The sequence below is a fragment of the Achromobacter anxifer genome (genome assembly GCF_903652925.1).
In the GTDB taxonomy this organism is placed as follows: Bacteria; Pseudomonadota; Gammaproteobacteria; order Burkholderiales; family Burkholderiaceae_B; genus Achromobacter; species Achromobacter anxifer.
In genome coordinates this window covers 269,445-285,558 of sequence record NZ_CAHLAR010000006.1, presented here as the reverse complement: position 1 = coordinate 285,558, position 16,114 = coordinate 269,445, and the positions used below count along the sequence as shown (strand labels likewise).

13 protein-coding genes are annotated in these 16,114 nt (G+C 64.2%); 10 read left to right on the top strand and 3 right to left on the bottom strand.

Annotated elements, in window-relative coordinates:
• The first annotated feature begins 1,883 nt into the window (after positions 1-1,883).
• From mnmG to HWY37_RS20675, 6 genes are read left to right on the top strand one after another with little or no spacing between them, the layout of a single operon-like run.
• The gene (gene mnmG, locus HWY37_RS20700) at positions 1,884-3,803 is read left to right on the top strand and encodes a tRNA uridine-5-carboxymethylaminomethyl(34) synthesis enzyme MnmG (protein WP_176089732.1); all 1,920 of its coding nucleotides are present in this window, start codon (positions 1,884-1,886) and stop codon (positions 3,801-3,803) included.
• Complete coding sequence (rsmG, locus tag HWY37_RS20695; protein ID WP_175205394.1) at positions 3,800-4,489, top strand: 16S rRNA (guanine(527)-N(7))-methyltransferase RsmG; 690 nt, start codon at positions 3,800-3,802, stop codon at positions 4,487-4,489. Before mnmG ends, rsmG begins: the two co-directional genes overlap by 4 nt.
• Positions 4,486-5,286, top strand: coding sequence for a ParA family protein (locus HWY37_RS20690; protein WP_175205395.1), 801 nt, complete (start codon positions 4,486-4,488; stop codon positions 5,284-5,286). The genes rsmG and HWY37_RS20690 overlap by 4 nt, the downstream gene beginning before the upstream one ends.
• Positions 5,287-5,295: 9 nt before the next feature.
• Entirely contained in the window at positions 5,296-6,120 is an 825-nt protein-coding gene (locus tag HWY37_RS20685; RefSeq protein ID WP_175205396.1) for a GNAT family N-acetyltransferase, read from the top strand.
• Positions 6,121-6,163: 43 nt separating this feature from the next.
• Positions 6,164-7,087: a ParB/RepB/Spo0J family partition protein gene (locus tag HWY37_RS20680; protein ID WP_175205397.1), complete on the top strand. Its 924-nt coding sequence runs from the start codon at positions 6,164-6,166 to the stop codon at positions 7,085-7,087.
• Positions 7,080-8,084, top strand: a complete 1,005-nt coding sequence (locus tag HWY37_RS20675; RefSeq protein WP_175205398.1) for an asparaginase — start codon at positions 7,080-7,082, stop codon at positions 8,082-8,084. The genes HWY37_RS20680 and HWY37_RS20675 overlap by 8 nt, the downstream gene beginning before the upstream one ends.
• A gap of 12 nt (positions 8,085-8,096) precedes the next feature.
• On the opposite strand, the gene HWY37_RS20670 is transcribed toward HWY37_RS20675, so the two are convergent.
• Positions 8,097-8,972 (bottom strand): LysR substrate-binding domain-containing protein, encoded by an 876-nt coding sequence (locus HWY37_RS20670; protein ID WP_175205399.1) that lies wholly within the window; start codon positions 8,970-8,972, stop codon positions 8,097-8,099.
• Between the two features lie 115 nt (positions 8,973-9,087).
• Here HWY37_RS20670 and HWY37_RS20665 point away from each other — a divergent pair, with 115 nt between their 5' ends.
• The 4 genes from HWY37_RS20665 (at position 9,088) to HWY37_RS20650 (ending at position 13,631) form a co-directional block, all read left to right on the top strand.
• The gene (locus HWY37_RS20665; protein ID WP_175205400.1) at positions 9,088-9,675 is read left to right on the top strand and encodes a cysteine dioxygenase family protein; all 588 of its coding nucleotides are present in this window, start codon (positions 9,088-9,090) and stop codon (positions 9,673-9,675) included.
• 2 nt (positions 9,676-9,677) lie between these two features.
• A complete protein-coding gene (gene metC, locus HWY37_RS20660) occupies positions 9,678-10,862 on the top strand; it encodes a cystathionine beta-lyase (protein WP_176089731.1) in 1,185 nt (394 codons plus the stop codon).
• 5 nt (positions 10,863-10,867) lie between these two features.
• Positions 10,868-12,466: a rhodanese-like domain-containing protein gene (locus tag HWY37_RS20655; protein ID WP_175205402.1), complete on the top strand. Its 1,599-nt coding sequence runs from the start codon at positions 10,868-10,870 to the stop codon at positions 12,464-12,466.
• Between the two features lie 163 nt (positions 12,467-12,629).
• Positions 12,630-13,631: a Bug family tripartite tricarboxylate transporter substrate binding protein gene (locus HWY37_RS20650; protein WP_175205403.1), complete on the top strand. Its 1,002-nt coding sequence runs from the start codon at positions 12,630-12,632 to the stop codon at positions 13,629-13,631.
• Between the two features lie 16 nt (positions 13,632-13,647).
• Here HWY37_RS20650 and HWY37_RS20645 read toward each other — a convergent pair whose 3' ends face one another.
• Together HWY37_RS20645 and HWY37_RS20640 are read right to left on the bottom strand one after the other, a co-directional pair.
• The gene (locus HWY37_RS20645) at positions 13,648-14,409 is read right to left on the bottom strand and encodes a DeoR/GlpR family DNA-binding transcription regulator (protein ID WP_175205404.1); all 762 of its coding nucleotides are present in this window, start codon (positions 14,407-14,409) and stop codon (positions 13,648-13,650) included.
• Between the two features lie 17 nt (positions 14,410-14,426).
• Positions 14,427-16,109: an ABC transporter permease subunit gene (locus tag HWY37_RS20640; protein ID WP_175205405.1), complete on the bottom strand. Its 1,683-nt coding sequence runs from the start codon at positions 16,107-16,109 to the stop codon at positions 14,427-14,429.
• Between the last annotated feature and the right edge of the window lie 5 nt (positions 16,110-16,114).

The window sequence follows — 16,114 nt, the reverse complement described above, 5'->3', positions numbered from 1 at the left end:
AAGATGCTTGTTTGGTCAATGAATCTACAGAGGATTTGTCACGGTCAATACGCAACGGTTAACCGCAGGACGGGGACGCGGGGATAAAGATGTGGATATCCCGCAGAGACAATATAAGACTTCCCGTTTGACTAAAGCTTGGCACAAGAGTTCCCCTGGCGGCTTTCGGCGCCGCTTGTGCGGGTGGATCTGAAACGCGGTCCCGCGCCGCTCGACCATCTTATCCACAAAGTTTTCCACGGAATTGTGGACCAACTCGGTGCCTTGCCGGCAGTAGCCCCAATCCACTTTATCCGTTCTTCAGAATAGAAATAGTTGATTGCCGCCATAGGTAAGGCTGTTGCGCATTTGTGCTTTTTCAATGATCTGAGCGATTTGAGGGGCGCGGCTGTGTATGGCCTTTATGTCAGTTGTCGTCGGAGCGTCCCTCGACTTATCCCCAGAGTTGTTCCACGTGAAACCGGTATGTCGGCGGGACGAAAGGTGGGTTGGAGATTGTTGATAAGGCTGTGCAGATTGTGTGGGACGGATCGACACGAGGATTTGAGGCTTCGTCGTTATCCACATATAGATGGATTTCGTCGGTTGGATTCGAATCTACAGGACGCGCTAGCCAGACGATCGCTTGGATCAATAACGCTGTTTTCTTTCCTCGAGGGCGCCGTATTTTCAGGTTTGAGCCAGTTTTGTATTCCGAGTCATTGATCTTGCCTACGGACTCCGTCTGCTGGAGGACCGGCTCAAAGGATTGACCGAGCAGATTTTGAGCGGGGATATCAACGCATCTGACCGATTTCTCTTTGCTGCGTCTAGCTTCCATGGCCACGCTGTTTCACGTGAAACCGAGGAAATTTTGGAGTTTTAGGGGTAAGGGGTAGGGTAGGGTCAGAAAAATCGAATTTTATTGGATGAACCTTCATAGGATTGACATCTGAATTTTGTGCTTGGAAGGGGCGCATCGTTAGGCGTCCTGGCGATTTCTTCAGTATTTGGTCTGACGGATGTGCGTACTAACGGAAGTTGATCCGTGTTTCACGTGGAACATCCTTAGGAATGGCATCGAAAATGTGCGCGCAATGGAGCCCTAGTGTCGATGTTTCACGTGGAACATTGGTCACCGTGTGCGCTTGGGTAGCCGATGTTTCACGTGAAACATTGCTGGTTGATGGATTCATAACTCAGCCTCGGCAAACTGATTGGCCCGAGATTCTTTCGACAACAATTGATTGGCGCCGCTGTTTGCGACCCTCAGTTGAGAAGAGGCCATTCTTCTTTATGAATCTGTCACGGAAGGGGTGTGCTGACGGAGCGGTATTTCGCATACGGCAGTCAGAGGCACGGTCACATCTAGGCGAGGTTTAGGATGCGTGTTTCACGTGAAACATAGATGAGCTAGGTGACGGCCTAGCTTGCGCAGGCAGATCTTTTGCGTGATATGTGGACACTCTCGCTCATCGAGACTGGAGCGCAGCATAAATGCTGGTCTCTAGAGGGTAGTGAAATTTCCAAGACGCCAATGCAAGGGCCAACATCCAGCCTCGATGTTCCACGTGAAACATGAGACCTAAGTTCCCTCCATGAGCACCCATATCTCTTGAGTCACCAGCAGAAGGAGTACGGCGAAGATATGTTCAAGTTCTGGCCGCCGGGTTAGCCAAGCCCACTATCGATCTTGTCCCATACGCTGTTCCACGTGAAACATGATCCCGAAAGCAGTGGCAAATGCCGACATATTCCAGCCGGGGCGCGTGTTCCGCAGTTGCCATTTGCCTACGTCCATCGTCCTCTTTTAACGCCAATGCTGCGCCGAAGCATGTTTCACGTGAAACATGTAATCCCTGCCTCTATAATGAGCACCGAACGCTCTCTTACCTCCCCCCATCATGGACTATCCCCGCGAATTCGATGTCATCGTCGTCGGTGGCGGCCACGCCGGCACCGAAGCAGCGCTGGCTGCCGCGCGCACTGGCGCCCAGACCCTGCTGCTGACGCACAACATCGAAACCCTAGGCCAAATGTCTTGCAATCCCTCCATCGGCGGGATCGGCAAGGGCCACCTTGTCAAAGAAGTCGACGCCCTAGGCGGCGCCATGGCTTTGGCAACGGACGAAGCGGGGATCCAGTTCCGCATCCTGAACGGCTCGAAGGGACCGGCGGTCCGCGCGACGCGCGCTCAAGCAGATCGGGTTCTGTACCGCAAGGCCATCCGTGGCCGTCTTGAGAACCAGCCGAATCTGTGGTTGTTCCAGCAGGCGGTCGAAGACCTGATGGTGGAGGGCGACCGCGTGGTTGGCGCCATCACCCAGATCGGTTTGCAGTTCCGGGCAAAGTCCGTGGTGCTTACCGCTGGTACGTTCCTCAACGGTCTGATCCACGTGGGGCTGCAGAACTATTCCGGCGGCCGCGCAGGCGATCCTCCCGCGATCTCGTTGGGCCAACGCTTGAAGGAACTTCAGCTGCCGCAGGGTCGCCTGAAGACCGGTACGCCTCCCCGCATCGACGGCCGTTCGATCAACTACAGCATCCAGGAAGAGCAGCCGGGCGACCTGAATCCGATTCCGGTGTTCTCCTACATGGGCAACGTGGCCATGCATCCGCGCCAGCTGCCGTGCTGGATCACGCACACAAACGCCCGCACTCACGACATCATTCGCGGTGGTCTCGACCGCTCGCCGATGTACAGCGGCGTCATCGAAGGAGTGGGTCCGCGCTACTGCCCGTCGATCGAAGACAAAATCCACCGCTTCGCCGACAAGGAATCGCACCAGGTCTTCCTGGAGCCCGAAGGCCTGGACACGCACGAGGTCTATCCGAACGGCGTGTCGACCAGCCTGCCGTTCGATGTTCAGCTGGATTTGATCCATTCCTTGCCTGGACTGGAAAACGCCCACATCCTGCGCCCGGGCTATGCCATCGAATACGATTACTTCGATCCACGTGGATTGAAGAGCACGCTGGAAACCAAGGCCATCGAAGGCCTGTTCTTCGCCGGACAGATCAATGGCACCACCGGCTACGAAGAAGCGGCGGCTCAAGGTTTGTTGGCTGGCGTCAACGCTGCGCTGCTCGCACTGGATCGCGAACAATGGACTCCGCGCCGCGACGAAGCCTATTTGGGCGTGCTGGTGGATGACCTGGTCACGCGCGGCGTGACGGAACCGTACCGCATGTTTACCTCGCGCGCCGAATATCGTTTGAGCCTGCGTGAAGACAACGCCGATCTGCGTTTGACGGAAATCGGTCGCCGGCTTGGCATCGTCGACGATGCGCGTTGGGACGCTTTCAACCGCAAACGAGATGCCGTGGCGGCCGAAGTCGAACGCCTGAAGTCTTCTTGGGTGAATCCGCGAGTGCTGCCGGCGGAAGTGGCTGAGCCTCTGTTGGGCAAAGCCATTGAACGTGAGTACTCACTTGCAGATCTGCTAAAGCGTCCGAATGTTTCCTATGAAGCCCTGATGGCTGCCCGCAACGCCGACGGCTCGCTGCTCGCGGGCCCGGGCGTGGTCGAGGACGAAGTCCTGGCCGAGCAGGTCGAGATCCAGGTGAAGTACGCCGGCTATATCGACCGCCAGCAGGTCGAAGTCCAGAAACAGATTGCGCACGAACAGCAGGCCATCCCTGCCGACGTCGATTACGACGCGGTGACCAGCCTGTCGTTCGAAGTGCGCCAGAAACTCAAGTCGCATCGTCCCGAGACCATCGGCCAGGCCGCTCGGATCTCGGGCGTCACTCCCGCTGCAATTTCGTTGCTGCTGATCCATTTGAAGCGCCTGCATTACGGCTCGCGCAAGCAAGCGGCATGAGCGCGCACGCCGATACGGCCGGCGCGGACATGGCCGGCCGCCTGTCCCGCGCATGCGCGCAACTGGGACTGGATGCCGACGCTGCGGCGATGGCCAAGCTGCTGAACTATCTGTCGCAGATGCAGCGCTGGAATCGCACCTACAACCTCACCGCCATCCGCGATCCCCAGCAGATGCTGATCCAGCACCTGTTCGACAGTCTGGCCGCCGTGGGACCGCTGAGCGAGGCGCTGGGCGCTTCCGGCGCACCCGCCAAGGTCTACGACGTCGGATCGGGCGGTGGCCTGCCTGGCGTCGTTCTGGCAATCATGCGGCCCCATTGGGCCGTGACCTGCGTGGACGCCGTTGAAAAGAAGACGGCATTCGTGCGGCAAATGAGTGGCGTGCTGGCCTTGCCCAATCTGCAGGCCAGCCATGCGCGCATCGAAACGCTGGCTCCCGCCGAGTGCAACATTGTCACGTCGCGCGCCTTCGCAAGCTTGGACGATTTTGCGCAACTCGCAGGTCGCCATGTGCGCAACGATGGTACCCTCGTCGCCATGAAGGGCAAGGTCCCCGAGGACGAAATACAGGCGCTGCATGCGCGCGGAGAATGGCAAGTCGATCACATCCAGCCGTTGAGCGTGCCCGAGCTGCAGGCCGAGCGCTGCCTCATCTGGATGCGCCGTAGTCAAGGAACCCTATGAAGAACATACCCCCCAGCACCACCGCCCGCATTTTCTGCATTGCCAACCAGAAGGGCGGTGTGGGCAAGACGACGACCGCCATCAATCTGGCGGCCGGCCTTGCCACGCACAACCAACGCGTGCTGCTGGTGGACCTGGACCCGCAAGGCAACGCTACGATGGGTAGCGGCATCGACAAGAACACGCTGGAGTCGAATCTCTACCAAGTGCTGATCGGCGAGTCGAGCATCGAGCAGGCCCGCGTGAAGTCGGAATCCGGCGGCTACGACGTGCTGCCCGCCAACCGCGAGCTGTCCGGCGCCGAGATCGACCTGGTGCAGATGGAACAGCGCGAACGCCAACTGAAGGCCGCGATCGACACCGTTGCTACCCAGTACGACTTCGTGCTGATCGATTGTCCGCCGACGCTGTCGTTGCTGACCCTGAACGGATTGGCCGCCGCCCATGGCGTCATCATTCCGATGCAGTGCGAGTACTTCGCGCTGGAAGGCCTGTCCGATCTGGTCAACACCATCAAGCGCGTGCATCGGAATATCAACGACGATCTGCGCGTCATCGGATTGTTGCGCGTCATGTTCGACCCGCGCATGACGTTGCAGCAGCAGGTGTCGGCGCAGCTCGAAGCGCACTTCGGCGACAAGGTTTTCAAGACCGTCGTGCCGCGCAACGTGCGCCTGGCCGAAGCGCCCAGCTACGGCATGCCCGGCGTGGTGTACGACCGCGCCTCGCGCGGCGCGCAAGCCTACATCTCGTTCGGCGCCGAAATGATCGAGCGCGTGAAAAAGGACCTGAAGTAGGCCGTAACCATGTCCGCCGTCACGCTCTTTTCCCAGACTGATACGCAAGCTCCCGGCACGCCGCGCGTCGACGCGCGCGACAGCCTGCGCACGCGTCTGGAAGAGGCCGCGTTGAACGCGACGGCGGTCGGCGCGCAGGTGCTTTACGACGGCTGGCTGGTGCGCTACGCGGCGTCTCCGGCCAAGCGCGTGCGCAGCGTCAACGTGCTGGGGTTATCCACACGTCCGCTGGACGAGCGGCTGGCGTATTGTTCTTCGTTGTATGCGCGCCATGGCTTGCCCATGGTGTTGCGCATCACCTCCATCGGTCCCGATTTTTCCCTCGACGCCGAGCTGGAGTCCCGCGGTTATACCTTTACCGGCGAGACCCGAGTCATGTGCACGTCGCTCGCCCCCAGGCCTGGCGCCCGGGGCGATCTGCTTTTCAATATTGTCGATGCCGACCGCTTCGCGGCGACGGTGGGGACAATGCGCGGCTCGGAATCCAGGCATATCGCCGAACATCACGCACGCCTGCAAGGCCTGGCTGTGGATATCTCGCCGGTGCTGGCGACGGACGCGGCGGGACAGTGCGTGGCCGCGGGCCTGGCCGTGCGCGATGGCGATCTGCTCGGCCTGTTCGACATCGTTACCGACCCGGGGCAGCGGCGCAAAGGCTACGCCGCCGCCTTGATTGAACATTTGTTGGCAACAGGCGCCGCCGGCGGCGCCACCACAGCCTATTTGCAGGTTGAGCCGGAGAATACAGCCGCGCGCGCCTTGTATGGCCGCTACGGTTTCAAAGACTGTTACGCGTATTGGTACCGTCTGCCCGCCGAGCAGACGGACGCCTGAGCATGGCTCGGGATACAAAAACAGAAGGAAAGAGGATTTAACTATGGCCACCAAGAAACCCAAGGGATTGGGCCGCGGACTGGACGCCTTGCTCGGCGCGGACGCGCCTGCCATCGAGAACATCGGCAAGGCCGCCGCCGCCAAGCCCGAGGGTCCGCCGTCCACCTTGCCCGTCTCGAAGATGCGCGCCGGCAAATACCAGCCGCGCACGCGCATGGACGAGGGCGCATTGGGCGAACTGGCCGAATCGATCCGCACACAAGGCATCATGCAACCCATTCTTGTGCGCGCACTGGGCGAGACCGCGCCCGGCCACTACGAAATCATCGCGGGCGAACGCCGTTTCCGCGCCGCGCAGCTCGCGGGCCTGAAGGAAGTACCGGTGCTGGTGCGCGAAGTGGCCGACGAGAACGCGGCCGTCATGGCGCTGATCGAAAACATCCAGCGCGAAGACCTGAACCCGCTGGAAGAAGCGCAGGGCGTGCGCCGGCTGTTGGACGAATTCGGACTGACGCACGAACAGGCCGCCCAAGCCATCGGCCGCTCGCGCTCCGCCACCAGCAACCTGTTGCGCCTGTTGAACCTTGCGGCCGCCGTGCAGACCATGCTGCTGGCGGGCGACGTGGACATGGGCCACGCGCGCGCGCTGCTGGCCGTGGACGCCGCCACGCAGATCCAGCTGGCCAACCAGATCATCGCGCGCCGCCTGTCGGTACGCGAGGCTGAAAAGCTGGTCGCCAAGACCGCCAAGGAAGCCGAGTCTTCGGCCGCGCCCAAGAAGAAAGCCAACGGCGCATCGCGCGACCTGACGCGCCTGGAAGAAGCCCTGTCCGACCATCTGGGCACGCGCGTCGCGCTGAAGGTGGGCGCCAAGGAAAAAGGCCAGATCGTCATCGACTTCCATGGCTGGGAACACTTGAACTCCCTGCTGGAACGCCAGGGCCTGTCCGGAGTGGTGGATGCCTGAACGCGCGCTGCCGGTCATCGCGGTACTGGCGACGGGCGGCACGATTGCGGGCGCCCAGGCCGACGCGACCTCCGCCGGCTACAAGGCCGGCTCCTTTTCCGTCGCTGACCTGCTGGCCGCCGTGCCGCAACTGGCCGGCATCGCCGACATCCGCGCCGAACAGGTTGCCAACGTCGGCAGCCAGAACATGACGAATGCGGTCTGGCGCGCGCTGGCCGAGCGCGTGGATGCGCTGTGCCGCGACGCCTCGGTGGCCGGCATCGTCATCACGCACGGTACCGATACGCTCGAAGAGACTGCGTACTTCCTGAGCCTGGTGATACGCCACGACAAGCCGGTGGTGCTGGTGGGCGCCATGCGTCCCGCCACTGCCCTGGGCGCCGAAGGTCCGGCCAATCTGTACAACGCCGTGGCGCTGGCGCGCCATCCCGACGCGCGTGGCCGCGGACCGCTCGTCGTCATGAACGAAGACGTGCACTACGCCCGCGAGATCCAGAAGATCGCCAGCGCCGGCCTGTGCGCGTTTGCTTCGCCCAATCGCGGCCGCGCCGGCGTCATGCATGGCGGCGTGCCGTTCTTCTATTCGCGCAACACCACCGCGCACAGCACAGAAAGCGAGTTTTCACTCGCATTGCTGGAAAAGGCCGGCTGGCCGCGCGTCGACATCGTTTACTCGCACGCCAACCTGCAAGCCGATCTGATCGATTTCCTGGCGGACGCCGCCAGCGGCATCGTGCTCGCGGGCGTCGGCGACGGCAATACGACCGACTTGGCCATCGAAGGCCTCGGCCGCGCCGCGGACAATGGCGTTGCCGTCGTGCGCTCCAGCCGCACGGGCAGCGGCTTCGTCGCGCGCGACGTGGAACTGGACGACGCTAGGCTGGGTTTCGTCGCCGCGCGCGACCTGAATCCGCAAAAGGCGCGCATCCTGCTGATGCTGGGCTTGTGCCTCACGCGCGAGCCCGCGGCCTTGCAGCGCCTGTTCGACCGCTATTGAGGCCTGCGGTGGCTAGGCCGCCGCATCGCCCTGCTGCGCCAGCCCCAGGCTGGTCCTGAGCATGTCGTAGACCTGCCGCGTCAGCGGATTGATCAGATCAGGTCTTATCCACAGGAAGTACGTCACGTCCGGCAGGGGCGGCAGCCCTTCCTTTTCTCCCAGTACGCGCATTTCCGGCCCCAGCAGTTCCACGCTGCGCGCCGTGACGCCCAGGCCTGCGCGCAATGCGGCCTTTATCCCCACCAGCGTCGGCGCCACATAGTTGGTGTGCCAGCGCACGCGCGCCTGTTCCAGGGCCGTGAGCGCCAGGCGGCGGAAGATGCTGGGTTCGTCGGCCAGTACCAGCGGCACCGGCGCATGCATGTCGTGCACATAGTCCGCGGACGCCAGCCACACCGTGGGCGAGGTGCGCAGCGCCACGCCCTCGAAGTCCTGGTCGAAACGTGTGGATATCGTCAGGTCTAGTTCGCCGGCGCGCAGCGCGTCCATCAGGAACGGACTGCGGTCCGTGCGGATTTCCAGTTTCACGCGTGGCGCCGAACGCGCGATGTGGGTCAGCAGCGTGGGCAGGATGGAGTCCGCGACATCCAGCGGCGCGCCCAGCCTCAGGTCTCCTTCCAGCGGTCCGTCCTGCAAGGCGCGCAGCGCCTCGTCGTTGATGGCCAGCATATGGCGGGCGTACTCGACCAGGCGGCGTCCGTGCGACGACAGCACCTTGTTGCGGCCCTGCTTTTCGAACAGGGGCTGGCCGATGAGGGACTCCAGCCGCTGCATCTGTTGCGTGATGGCGGACTGCGTCTTGTGGAGCCGGTTGGCGGCTTCGGAAAAAGTTTCGTGCCGGGCGATGGCCGTCAGGGTGCGGAGCAGGTCCAGATCCAGGTTACGCATAGGGGTCTTCAATGTATTAGCGCAGCTAATGGAATATTAAGGCAATTTAAATTGTTCCTGGCGAGGAGGGCGAATACAGTCGATGCAATATCTCGTGAAAATAGGGAAAACAAAAATGAGCAACGTGCATCCTCATCAGGCCGGCATCGATAATGCCATCGGAAATATTAAAAAAACTGTAGGAAATAAGGGGCTGAATCGCGACAGCCTCAAGACGGTCCTGGGCGAATTGATCGACCTGGCCGGCCACACCGACTGGTGGGCGGCGGACCGCTATCCCGCGCCGGAAGACGGCGAGCGCCAGGCCCGCTACCTGATCGCCGAAGACGCCGACAAGAGCTATGCGCTCTACCTGAACGTCATGCGGCCCGGCAAGCAGATCGTCCCGCACAACCACACCACCTGGGCCTGTATCGCGGCGGTGGAGGGGGTGGAATACAACTACGTCTACGACCGCAGCGACGACGGCTCGGTGCCCGGCGTGGGCCGGCTGGAAAAGACCGGCACCGTCGTGGTCGGCCCCGGCACGGGCATCGCGTTGATGCCTGACGACATCCACGCCGTGGAAATCCAGGGCGACAGCGTCATACGCCATCTGCACATGTATGGCCGCGCGCTGGAAACGCTGACCGAGCGCCTGGCGTTCGATCTGGAAGCCGGCACCTGCAAGGTCATGCCGATTGGCGTGCAGACCCGCCGCTGATCATGGACAAGCCCTATCGGTCCACCACCCGCCTGTTGCGCGCCGGCCGTCCGCATCGCGGCTGGGTCAACACCCCGGTCACGCGCGCCAGCACTTATGTGTTCGACAGCGTGCAAGCCTGGCGCGATACGCGCAGCCGCCGCGACCAGGAGCGCCTGCCGTCCTACGGCGCGCGCGGGACCGATAGCACGCATGCGCTGGAAGACGCGCTGGTCGAACTGGAACAGGGCTACCGCGCCAAGCTGTATCCCACCGGCCAGGCCGCCATCGCCACCGTGCTGCTGGCCTATCTGCGCGCCGGCGACCATGTGTTGATCACAGATGCGGTTTACGAACCCGTGCGCCGCTTCTGCGCGGAGCATTTGTCGCGACTGGGCATCGCGTACACGTATTACCGGCCTGACGGCGCCGGCATCGAAGCGCTCGTCCGTCCTGAAACCCGCATGATCTACGCCGAGTCGCCGGGCTCGCTGACCTACGAGATGCCGGACTTGCCTGCGCTCGCCGCGCTGGCCCGCGCCCGCGATTGCTGGCTGGCTGTGGATAACACCTGGGCTTCCGGCCTGCTGCATCAGCCGCTCACGTTGGGCGCCGATATTTCCATCCTGGCGGCTACCAAATACCTGGGCGGACATGCCGACGTGATGATGGGCGCGGTGATTTCCAATGCGCGGGCCTGGAACGCGCTGGAGCGCGCGACCGTCGACCTGGGGCAGACCGTCGGCGCCGATGACGCCTATCTGGTGTTGCGCGGCATGCGCACGCTGCCCTTGCGCATGGCGCAGCACGCGCGCAGCGCATTGCGCGTGGCGGATAGCCTGCGGGGCCGCCGGGAAGTGGCCCGAGTCCTGTGCCCGGCCTTGCCTGGCGACCCGTCGCACGCGCTGTGGCTGCGCGATTGCAGCGGCGCCAACGGCCTGCTGACGGTGGAACTCGCCAGTGCGTTCGGCGAAAGCGATGTCGAGCGCCTGATCGACAACTTGCGGCTGTTCGGCATCGGCGCGTCGTGGGGTGGCTTCGAAAGCCTGGTGATCCCCGTGAACCTGCGCATGGCGCGGTCGCTGCCGGACCCTGTGCCGCGCGGCCCCATGCTGCGCCTGCATGTCGGCCTGGAAGACCCCGACGACCTCATTGCCGATCTGGACCAGGCGCTGTCCTCTCTTTCCCTGTCTTCCCGTTCCCGTTGAATACGATGATGCACCCCACTCAAGACCATTCCGTCGCCGACATCGATCCGCACACGCTCAAGCAATGGCTGCACGACGGCGCGGAGATTGCGCTGCTGGACGTGCGGGAACACGGCCAGTATGGCGAAGGACACCTGTTCTACGCCGCGCCCGTGCCCTATAGCCGGCTGGAAGTGGATGTCGTGCGCCTGGCGCCGCGCCGCGATGTGCGGATGGTGGTTTATGACGATGGCGGCGCCGACGGCACGGCGGCGCGCGCCGCGCGCGCCCTGGCCGCGCTGGGATATGCCTGTGTGCGCCGCCTGGCGGGCGGCATCGCGCAATGGCAGCGCGACGGCTATGCGGTCTTCGCCGGCGTGAACGTGCCCAGCAAAACCTTCGGCGAATTGGCCGAAGAAGTTTTCCACACCCCCCGCATCGGCGCACGGGAACTGGCCGAACGCCAGCGCCGCGGCGACGACCTGATCGTGCTGGATGGCCGGCCCTATGCCGAATACCAGAAGATGAGCATCCCTGGCGGCATCTGCTGCCCCAACGGCGAGCTGGCGCTGCGCGCCCACGCGCTGGCGCGCGATCCGCGCACCACCATCGTCGTGAACTGTGCCGGCCGCACGCGCAGCATCATTGGCGCGCAGACGCTGATCAACCTGGGCGTGCCGAATCCGGTGTATGCGCTGGAGAACGGCACCCAGGGCTGGTATCTGGAAGACCTGCAGCTGGAACATGGCGCGCGCCGCCGCTACGACGACGTCGTCGCGCCGCAGGACCTGCCCGCGTTGGCGCAGCGTTCCTCGAAACTGGCCGAGAGCCATGGCGTGCCTGCGGTTGACGCCAAGGAAGTGCAGGAGTGGCTGCAAGACCGCGCCCGAAGCACCTTCCTGTGCGACGTGCGCAGCGCGGAAGAATACGCGCAGGGCACGCTGCCCGGCGCGCAGCATACGCCGGGCGGCCAGCTGATCCAGGCGACGGACCAGTACCTGGCCGTGCGGGGCGCGCGCATCGTCGTGTTCGATGCCGAGGGCGTGCGCGCGCCGGTCGTCGCCAGCTGGCTGCGGCAGATGGGCTGGGATGCCAGCGTGCTGCGCGAAGGCGCGCTGGCCCGCCTGGACAACCCTGTGGAAAAGGCCTTGGCGCCGCAACTGCCCATACTCACGGACGCGGCGCTTGCCGACGCCATCGCGCAAGGCGCGCAACTGGTCGATCTGCGTCCCAGCATGCGCTATCGCGCCAGCCACATCGCGGGCGCCCGGTGGGCCATCCGGCCGCGCCTGGATCGTTTGCAGCTGGATGCCGCGCGTTTCGTAGTGCTGTTGAGCGAAGACGCCGCCCTGGCCGCCTGGGCCGCGCAGGACTTGCGCGCGCTGGGAGTGAACGATATTCGCGCCAACACCGGCGAGCCGTCCGGCTGGTCCGCGCAGGGTATCGCCTTGGCTTGCACGCCGGTCGAGCCCGCCGACGCAGACTGCATCGACTATCTGTTTTTCGTGCATGACCGCCACGACGGCAACAAGGCCGCCGCGCGCCAGTACCTGGCCTGGGAGACCAACCTGGTCAAGCAGATCGACGAGCGTGAATTGGCGGGCTATCGCTTTCCGGCCCGCTGAAACCGCAGCTGCCGCGTCCGCCCGAGGGGGCGCCGCGGCACAGCAGACGCATCAATCCGAAAAGTACGCCCCGGTCTTCGCGGCCGGGGTGCGGACGGTTCATGCCGAACCGGAATGCCACGGACGGCCGAGCATCCGGCCGCCAATCACAAGGGGAAACCAGATGAAGCATCACGCATCGCACGTACGCAAGGCCGCTGCCGCGGCCCTGGCCGGTTTGTTGTGGGGGGCGGCCGTCCACGCCCAGGCGCCCGCGCCCCTGCCGGACTATCCCAAGCAGGCCATCACGGTCGTATCGCCGTTCCCGCCTGGAGGCGGCAATGACGGCGTGGCGCGCCTGATCGCGCAGGAACTGGGCGCCATTACGGGTCAGAGCGTGGTGGTCGAAAACCGTTCGGGGGCGGGCGGCAACCTCGGCACGGCGCAGGTGGCGCGCGCCAAGCCCGACGGCTATACGCTGGTGATGTCGCAGACCAGCGTGATGGCCGTCAATCCGCGCCTGTACAAGAACGTGGGCTTCGATCCGGTCAAGGATTTCGCACCCATTTCGCAGATCACCTCCGCACCGCTGGTGCTGGTGGCGCGCAGCGAAAGCCCGTACCAGACCTTGAAGGATTATCTGGAAGCCGCGCGCAAGCAGCCCGGCGTCATTACCTATGCGACTCCCGGCAACGGCACCATGAGCCATCTGATGGGGGCCTTGCTGTCGCAGAAGGCCGACGTGAAACTGGTGCACGTGCCGTATCGCGGCGCGGCGCCCGCGATCACCGACCTGATGGGCGGCACGGTGGACATGTTGATAACTTCGCCTGCTTCAGCGGAACCCATGGTCGCCGCCGGCAAGCTGCGCATCCTGGCGCTCAGCCACGAGAACGACATCGGCATCTTCAAGGGGGCGCCCACGCTCAAGCAGGCAGGCATGGAGGGCATCACCGCCGATGATTGGTACGGCCTGTTCGCGCCCGCCGGCACGCCGCCGGAACGCATCGCCTACCTGGCGCAAGCCGTGGCGCAGGCGATGAAATCGCCCGCCGTGATTGCCAAGATCAACAGCGGAGGCAGCTGGGCGGTAGGCAGCGAGCCCGCTGCCTTCAAGACGCGGCTGCAGCAGGACACGGTGTACTGGGCCGGCATGGTGAAGACCGCCGGCGTGTCGCTGGATTGAAGCGGCGACGCCCGCGCTACACCGCCAGGACCTTGCCCACCGCGGATTTCAAGGCGGCGTAGGCAGGCGACTTCTGCGCGCTGGTGTTGGTGACCAGATAGTCGATGCGGTCCGCGCTGCAGTACGACACGCGGCTGCACAGGCCGACCTTGCTGAAATCGGCTAGCAGCACCAGCTGCTTGGCGCTGGCCGACATCGCGCGGGCCACTTCGGCCTCGCGCAGATCGTAGTTGGTGGCGCCGAACTCCGCGTCCACGCCCACCGGCGACAGCAGCGCCAGATCCGCGCGATAGCGGTGGATCTCGGAAATGGTGAGGTCGCCGGCCGTGGCGCAGACCGGGCCGCTTACGGTGCCGCCCAGCATGATCAGCTGGTTTGCGCCGTTGCCCGCCGTGCCCACCTTCAAGGCCACATCGAAGGAGTTGGTGATGATGGTCAGGCCCGACAGCTTGGCGAGTTCATCGGCCAGCACGCTGGTGGTGCTGCCCGCGTCCAGGAACAGGGTCTGCCCGCTGGACACCAGGCCCGCCGCCGCGCGCGCGATGGCGCGCTTGTATTTGACGCGCGTGTGCACGCGTTCCGCGATGGGCGGTTCGCTGTGCACCGGCACGGCGCCGCCGTGCACGCGGCGCAATTCCCCCATAGCCTCCAGCTCGAGCAGGTCGCGCCTGACCGTTTCCCGCGAAACCCCGAGCTCGCCGACGATACGGTCGGTCGATACCTGCTGCAATGAAGACAGCAGGGCGCGGATTCTCTGATACCGCTCTTCTTGCCACATGTCCGATGCTTCCTAATCTACGTCCGGCGCCGCGCCGCTGCGGCGATCAGTGCGCGCATTGCCAGCAGGGAACCTCCAACGACCAGCATGATAAGGGTTGAATAGGCCGCGGCCTGCGAGACGAAGCCCGCTTCGTCCAGCCGCAGGACGGAGACCGGCGCCACGCTCACGGACGGCGTGACCAGGAAGATCACGGCCGACAGGGTCACCATGGACCGCATGAACAGGAAGAAGAAGACGCCCAGCACGGTCGGACCGATCAGCGGTAGCACCGCGTCGCGCAGCACCCGCAGCGTGCCGCCGCCCAGGCAGCTGACCGCTTCCTCCAGCGCCTGCGGCACGGCGCGCATGCCGGTCATCATCGTCAGGAAGCCCTGCGTGTGATAGTGGTAGAAGTTGCACAGGGCGATCAGCGCGGCGCTCCCGTACAGCGCGTACAGCGGCGTGCCGGGCACGTTGTAGGCGAAGATGTACGACAGGCCCAGCACCAGGCCGGGAACGCCCACCGGCAGCACCGACACCAGGTACACCAGCTTGGCCCAGGCGCGCGGAATGCGGCAGACGCCGAAGCTCAGGATGAATAGCAGCAGCACGCCGCCGCTGGCCGCCGCCAGCGAGATATAGAGCGACGTCCAAAGCGGCGCATAGCCGCCGCTGACCGTGATGTCGTAGTGCTTCAGCGTCCATTCCATGCGGTAGGGCCACAGCCGCATGAAGCTGGCGAAGATGACCGTGGCCACCGTGAGAATGATCGTGCCGCAGGCCAGCAGCACGCCGGCGGTGAATGCCGCGTCGCGGCCCCGCGCCGGCTGCGGCGTGACCCGCAGGCCGCTGGGCGAGGCCGAGCCGAACTGGCGCTGCGAGGCCACGCGCTCGATCTGCACCGAGATCAGTGAGGGCAACAGCAGCAGGATGCCCACCACGGAGCCCATGCCGAAGTTCATCTGCCCCGACACCTGGCTGTAGATCTCGGTGGCCAGTACCCGGTAATTGCCGCCGATCACGGCGGCATTGCCGAAGTCGGTAATGGTGATGACGAACACGACGAAGCCCGCGCTGAGCAGGCCGAACTTGCAGTTGGGCAAGGTGATGTCGAAGAACTGGCGCGAGCCGGACGCGCCCATGACCTCCGCCGCGTCGTAGTAGCGCGCATCCATGTTGCGCAACGCGGCCTGCAGGATCAACACGGCCTGGGGCAGGGCGTAGAACACGTTGGATATCAGCAGGCCCCAGAAACCGTAGATATCGATTTCCCAGCCCGTCCAGCGGTGTACAAGGCCGTTGCGCCCCAGCAGGAAGATGAGCCCCAGCCCCTGCACCAGCGACGGCGCCAGTAGCGGCAGCACCAGCGCCAGCCGCACGGCGGCCTTGCCGCGCATGCAGCTGCGGTCCAGTCCATAGGCAATGACGAAGCCCAGCGCGACGCTGACGACGGTGGTCGCGGCGCTCATGACCAGGCTGTTCAGCGTCGCGGTGAGGATGCCGCGGGTGGCGAAAACCTCGGCATAGTTGCCCAGGCCGACGGAGCCGTCCTTTTCGATCAGGCTGCGCCAGGCGACGGTCGCCAGCGGATAGAGGAAGAACAGCGCCAGGCCCGCCAGGGGAATGCCGACGCAGGTCCATAGTAGGAGGCGGTCCGCCGACCAGGGGGCGCGGCCGGCGGGCGCGGCGATGGCCGGACTGGCGTGGGCGGCGCTCAAGCGGC

Excerpts from the sequence above, each read along its gene's own strand:
- HWY37_RS20690 (WP_175205395.1), top strand. The coding sequence starts at position 4,486 with ATGAAGAACATACCCCCCAGCACCACCGCCCGCATTTTCTGCATTGCC.
- metC (WP_176089731.1), top strand. The coding sequence starts at position 9,678 with ATGGACAAGCCCTATCGGTCCACCACCCGCCTGTTGCGCGCCGGCCGT.
- HWY37_RS20675 (WP_175205398.1), top strand. The coding sequence starts at position 7,080 with ATGCCTGAACGCGCGCTGCCGGTCATCGCGGTACTGGCGACGGGCGGC.
- HWY37_RS20685 (WP_175205396.1), top strand. The coding sequence starts at position 5,296 with ATGTCCGCCGTCACGCTCTTTTCCCAGACTGATACGCAAGCTCCCGGC.
- HWY37_RS20680 (WP_175205397.1), top strand. The coding sequence starts at position 6,164 with ATGGCCACCAAGAAACCCAAGGGATTGGGCCGCGGACTGGACGCCTTG.
- HWY37_RS20645 (WP_175205404.1), bottom strand. The coding sequence starts at position 14,409 with ATGTGGCAAGAAGAGCGGTATCAGAGAATCCGCGCCCTGCTGTCTTCA.
- rsmG (WP_175205394.1), top strand. The coding sequence starts at position 3,800 with ATGAGCGCGCACGCCGATACGGCCGGCGCGGACATGGCCGGCCGCCTG.
- HWY37_RS20650 (WP_175205403.1), top strand. The coding sequence starts at position 12,630 with ATGAAGCATCACGCATCGCACGTACGCAAGGCCGCTGCCGCGGCCCTG.
- mnmG (WP_176089732.1), top strand. The coding sequence starts at position 1,884 with ATGGACTATCCCCGCGAATTCGATGTCATCGTCGTCGGTGGCGGCCAC.
- HWY37_RS20655 (WP_175205402.1), top strand. The coding sequence starts at position 10,868 with ATGATGCACCCCACTCAAGACCATTCCGTCGCCGACATCGATCCGCAC.
- HWY37_RS20665 (WP_175205400.1), top strand. The coding sequence starts at position 9,088 with ATGAGCAACGTGCATCCTCATCAGGCCGGCATCGATAATGCCATCGGA.
- HWY37_RS20670 (WP_175205399.1), bottom strand. The coding sequence starts at position 8,972 with ATGCGTAACCTGGATCTGGACCTGCTCCGCACCCTGACGGCCATCGCC.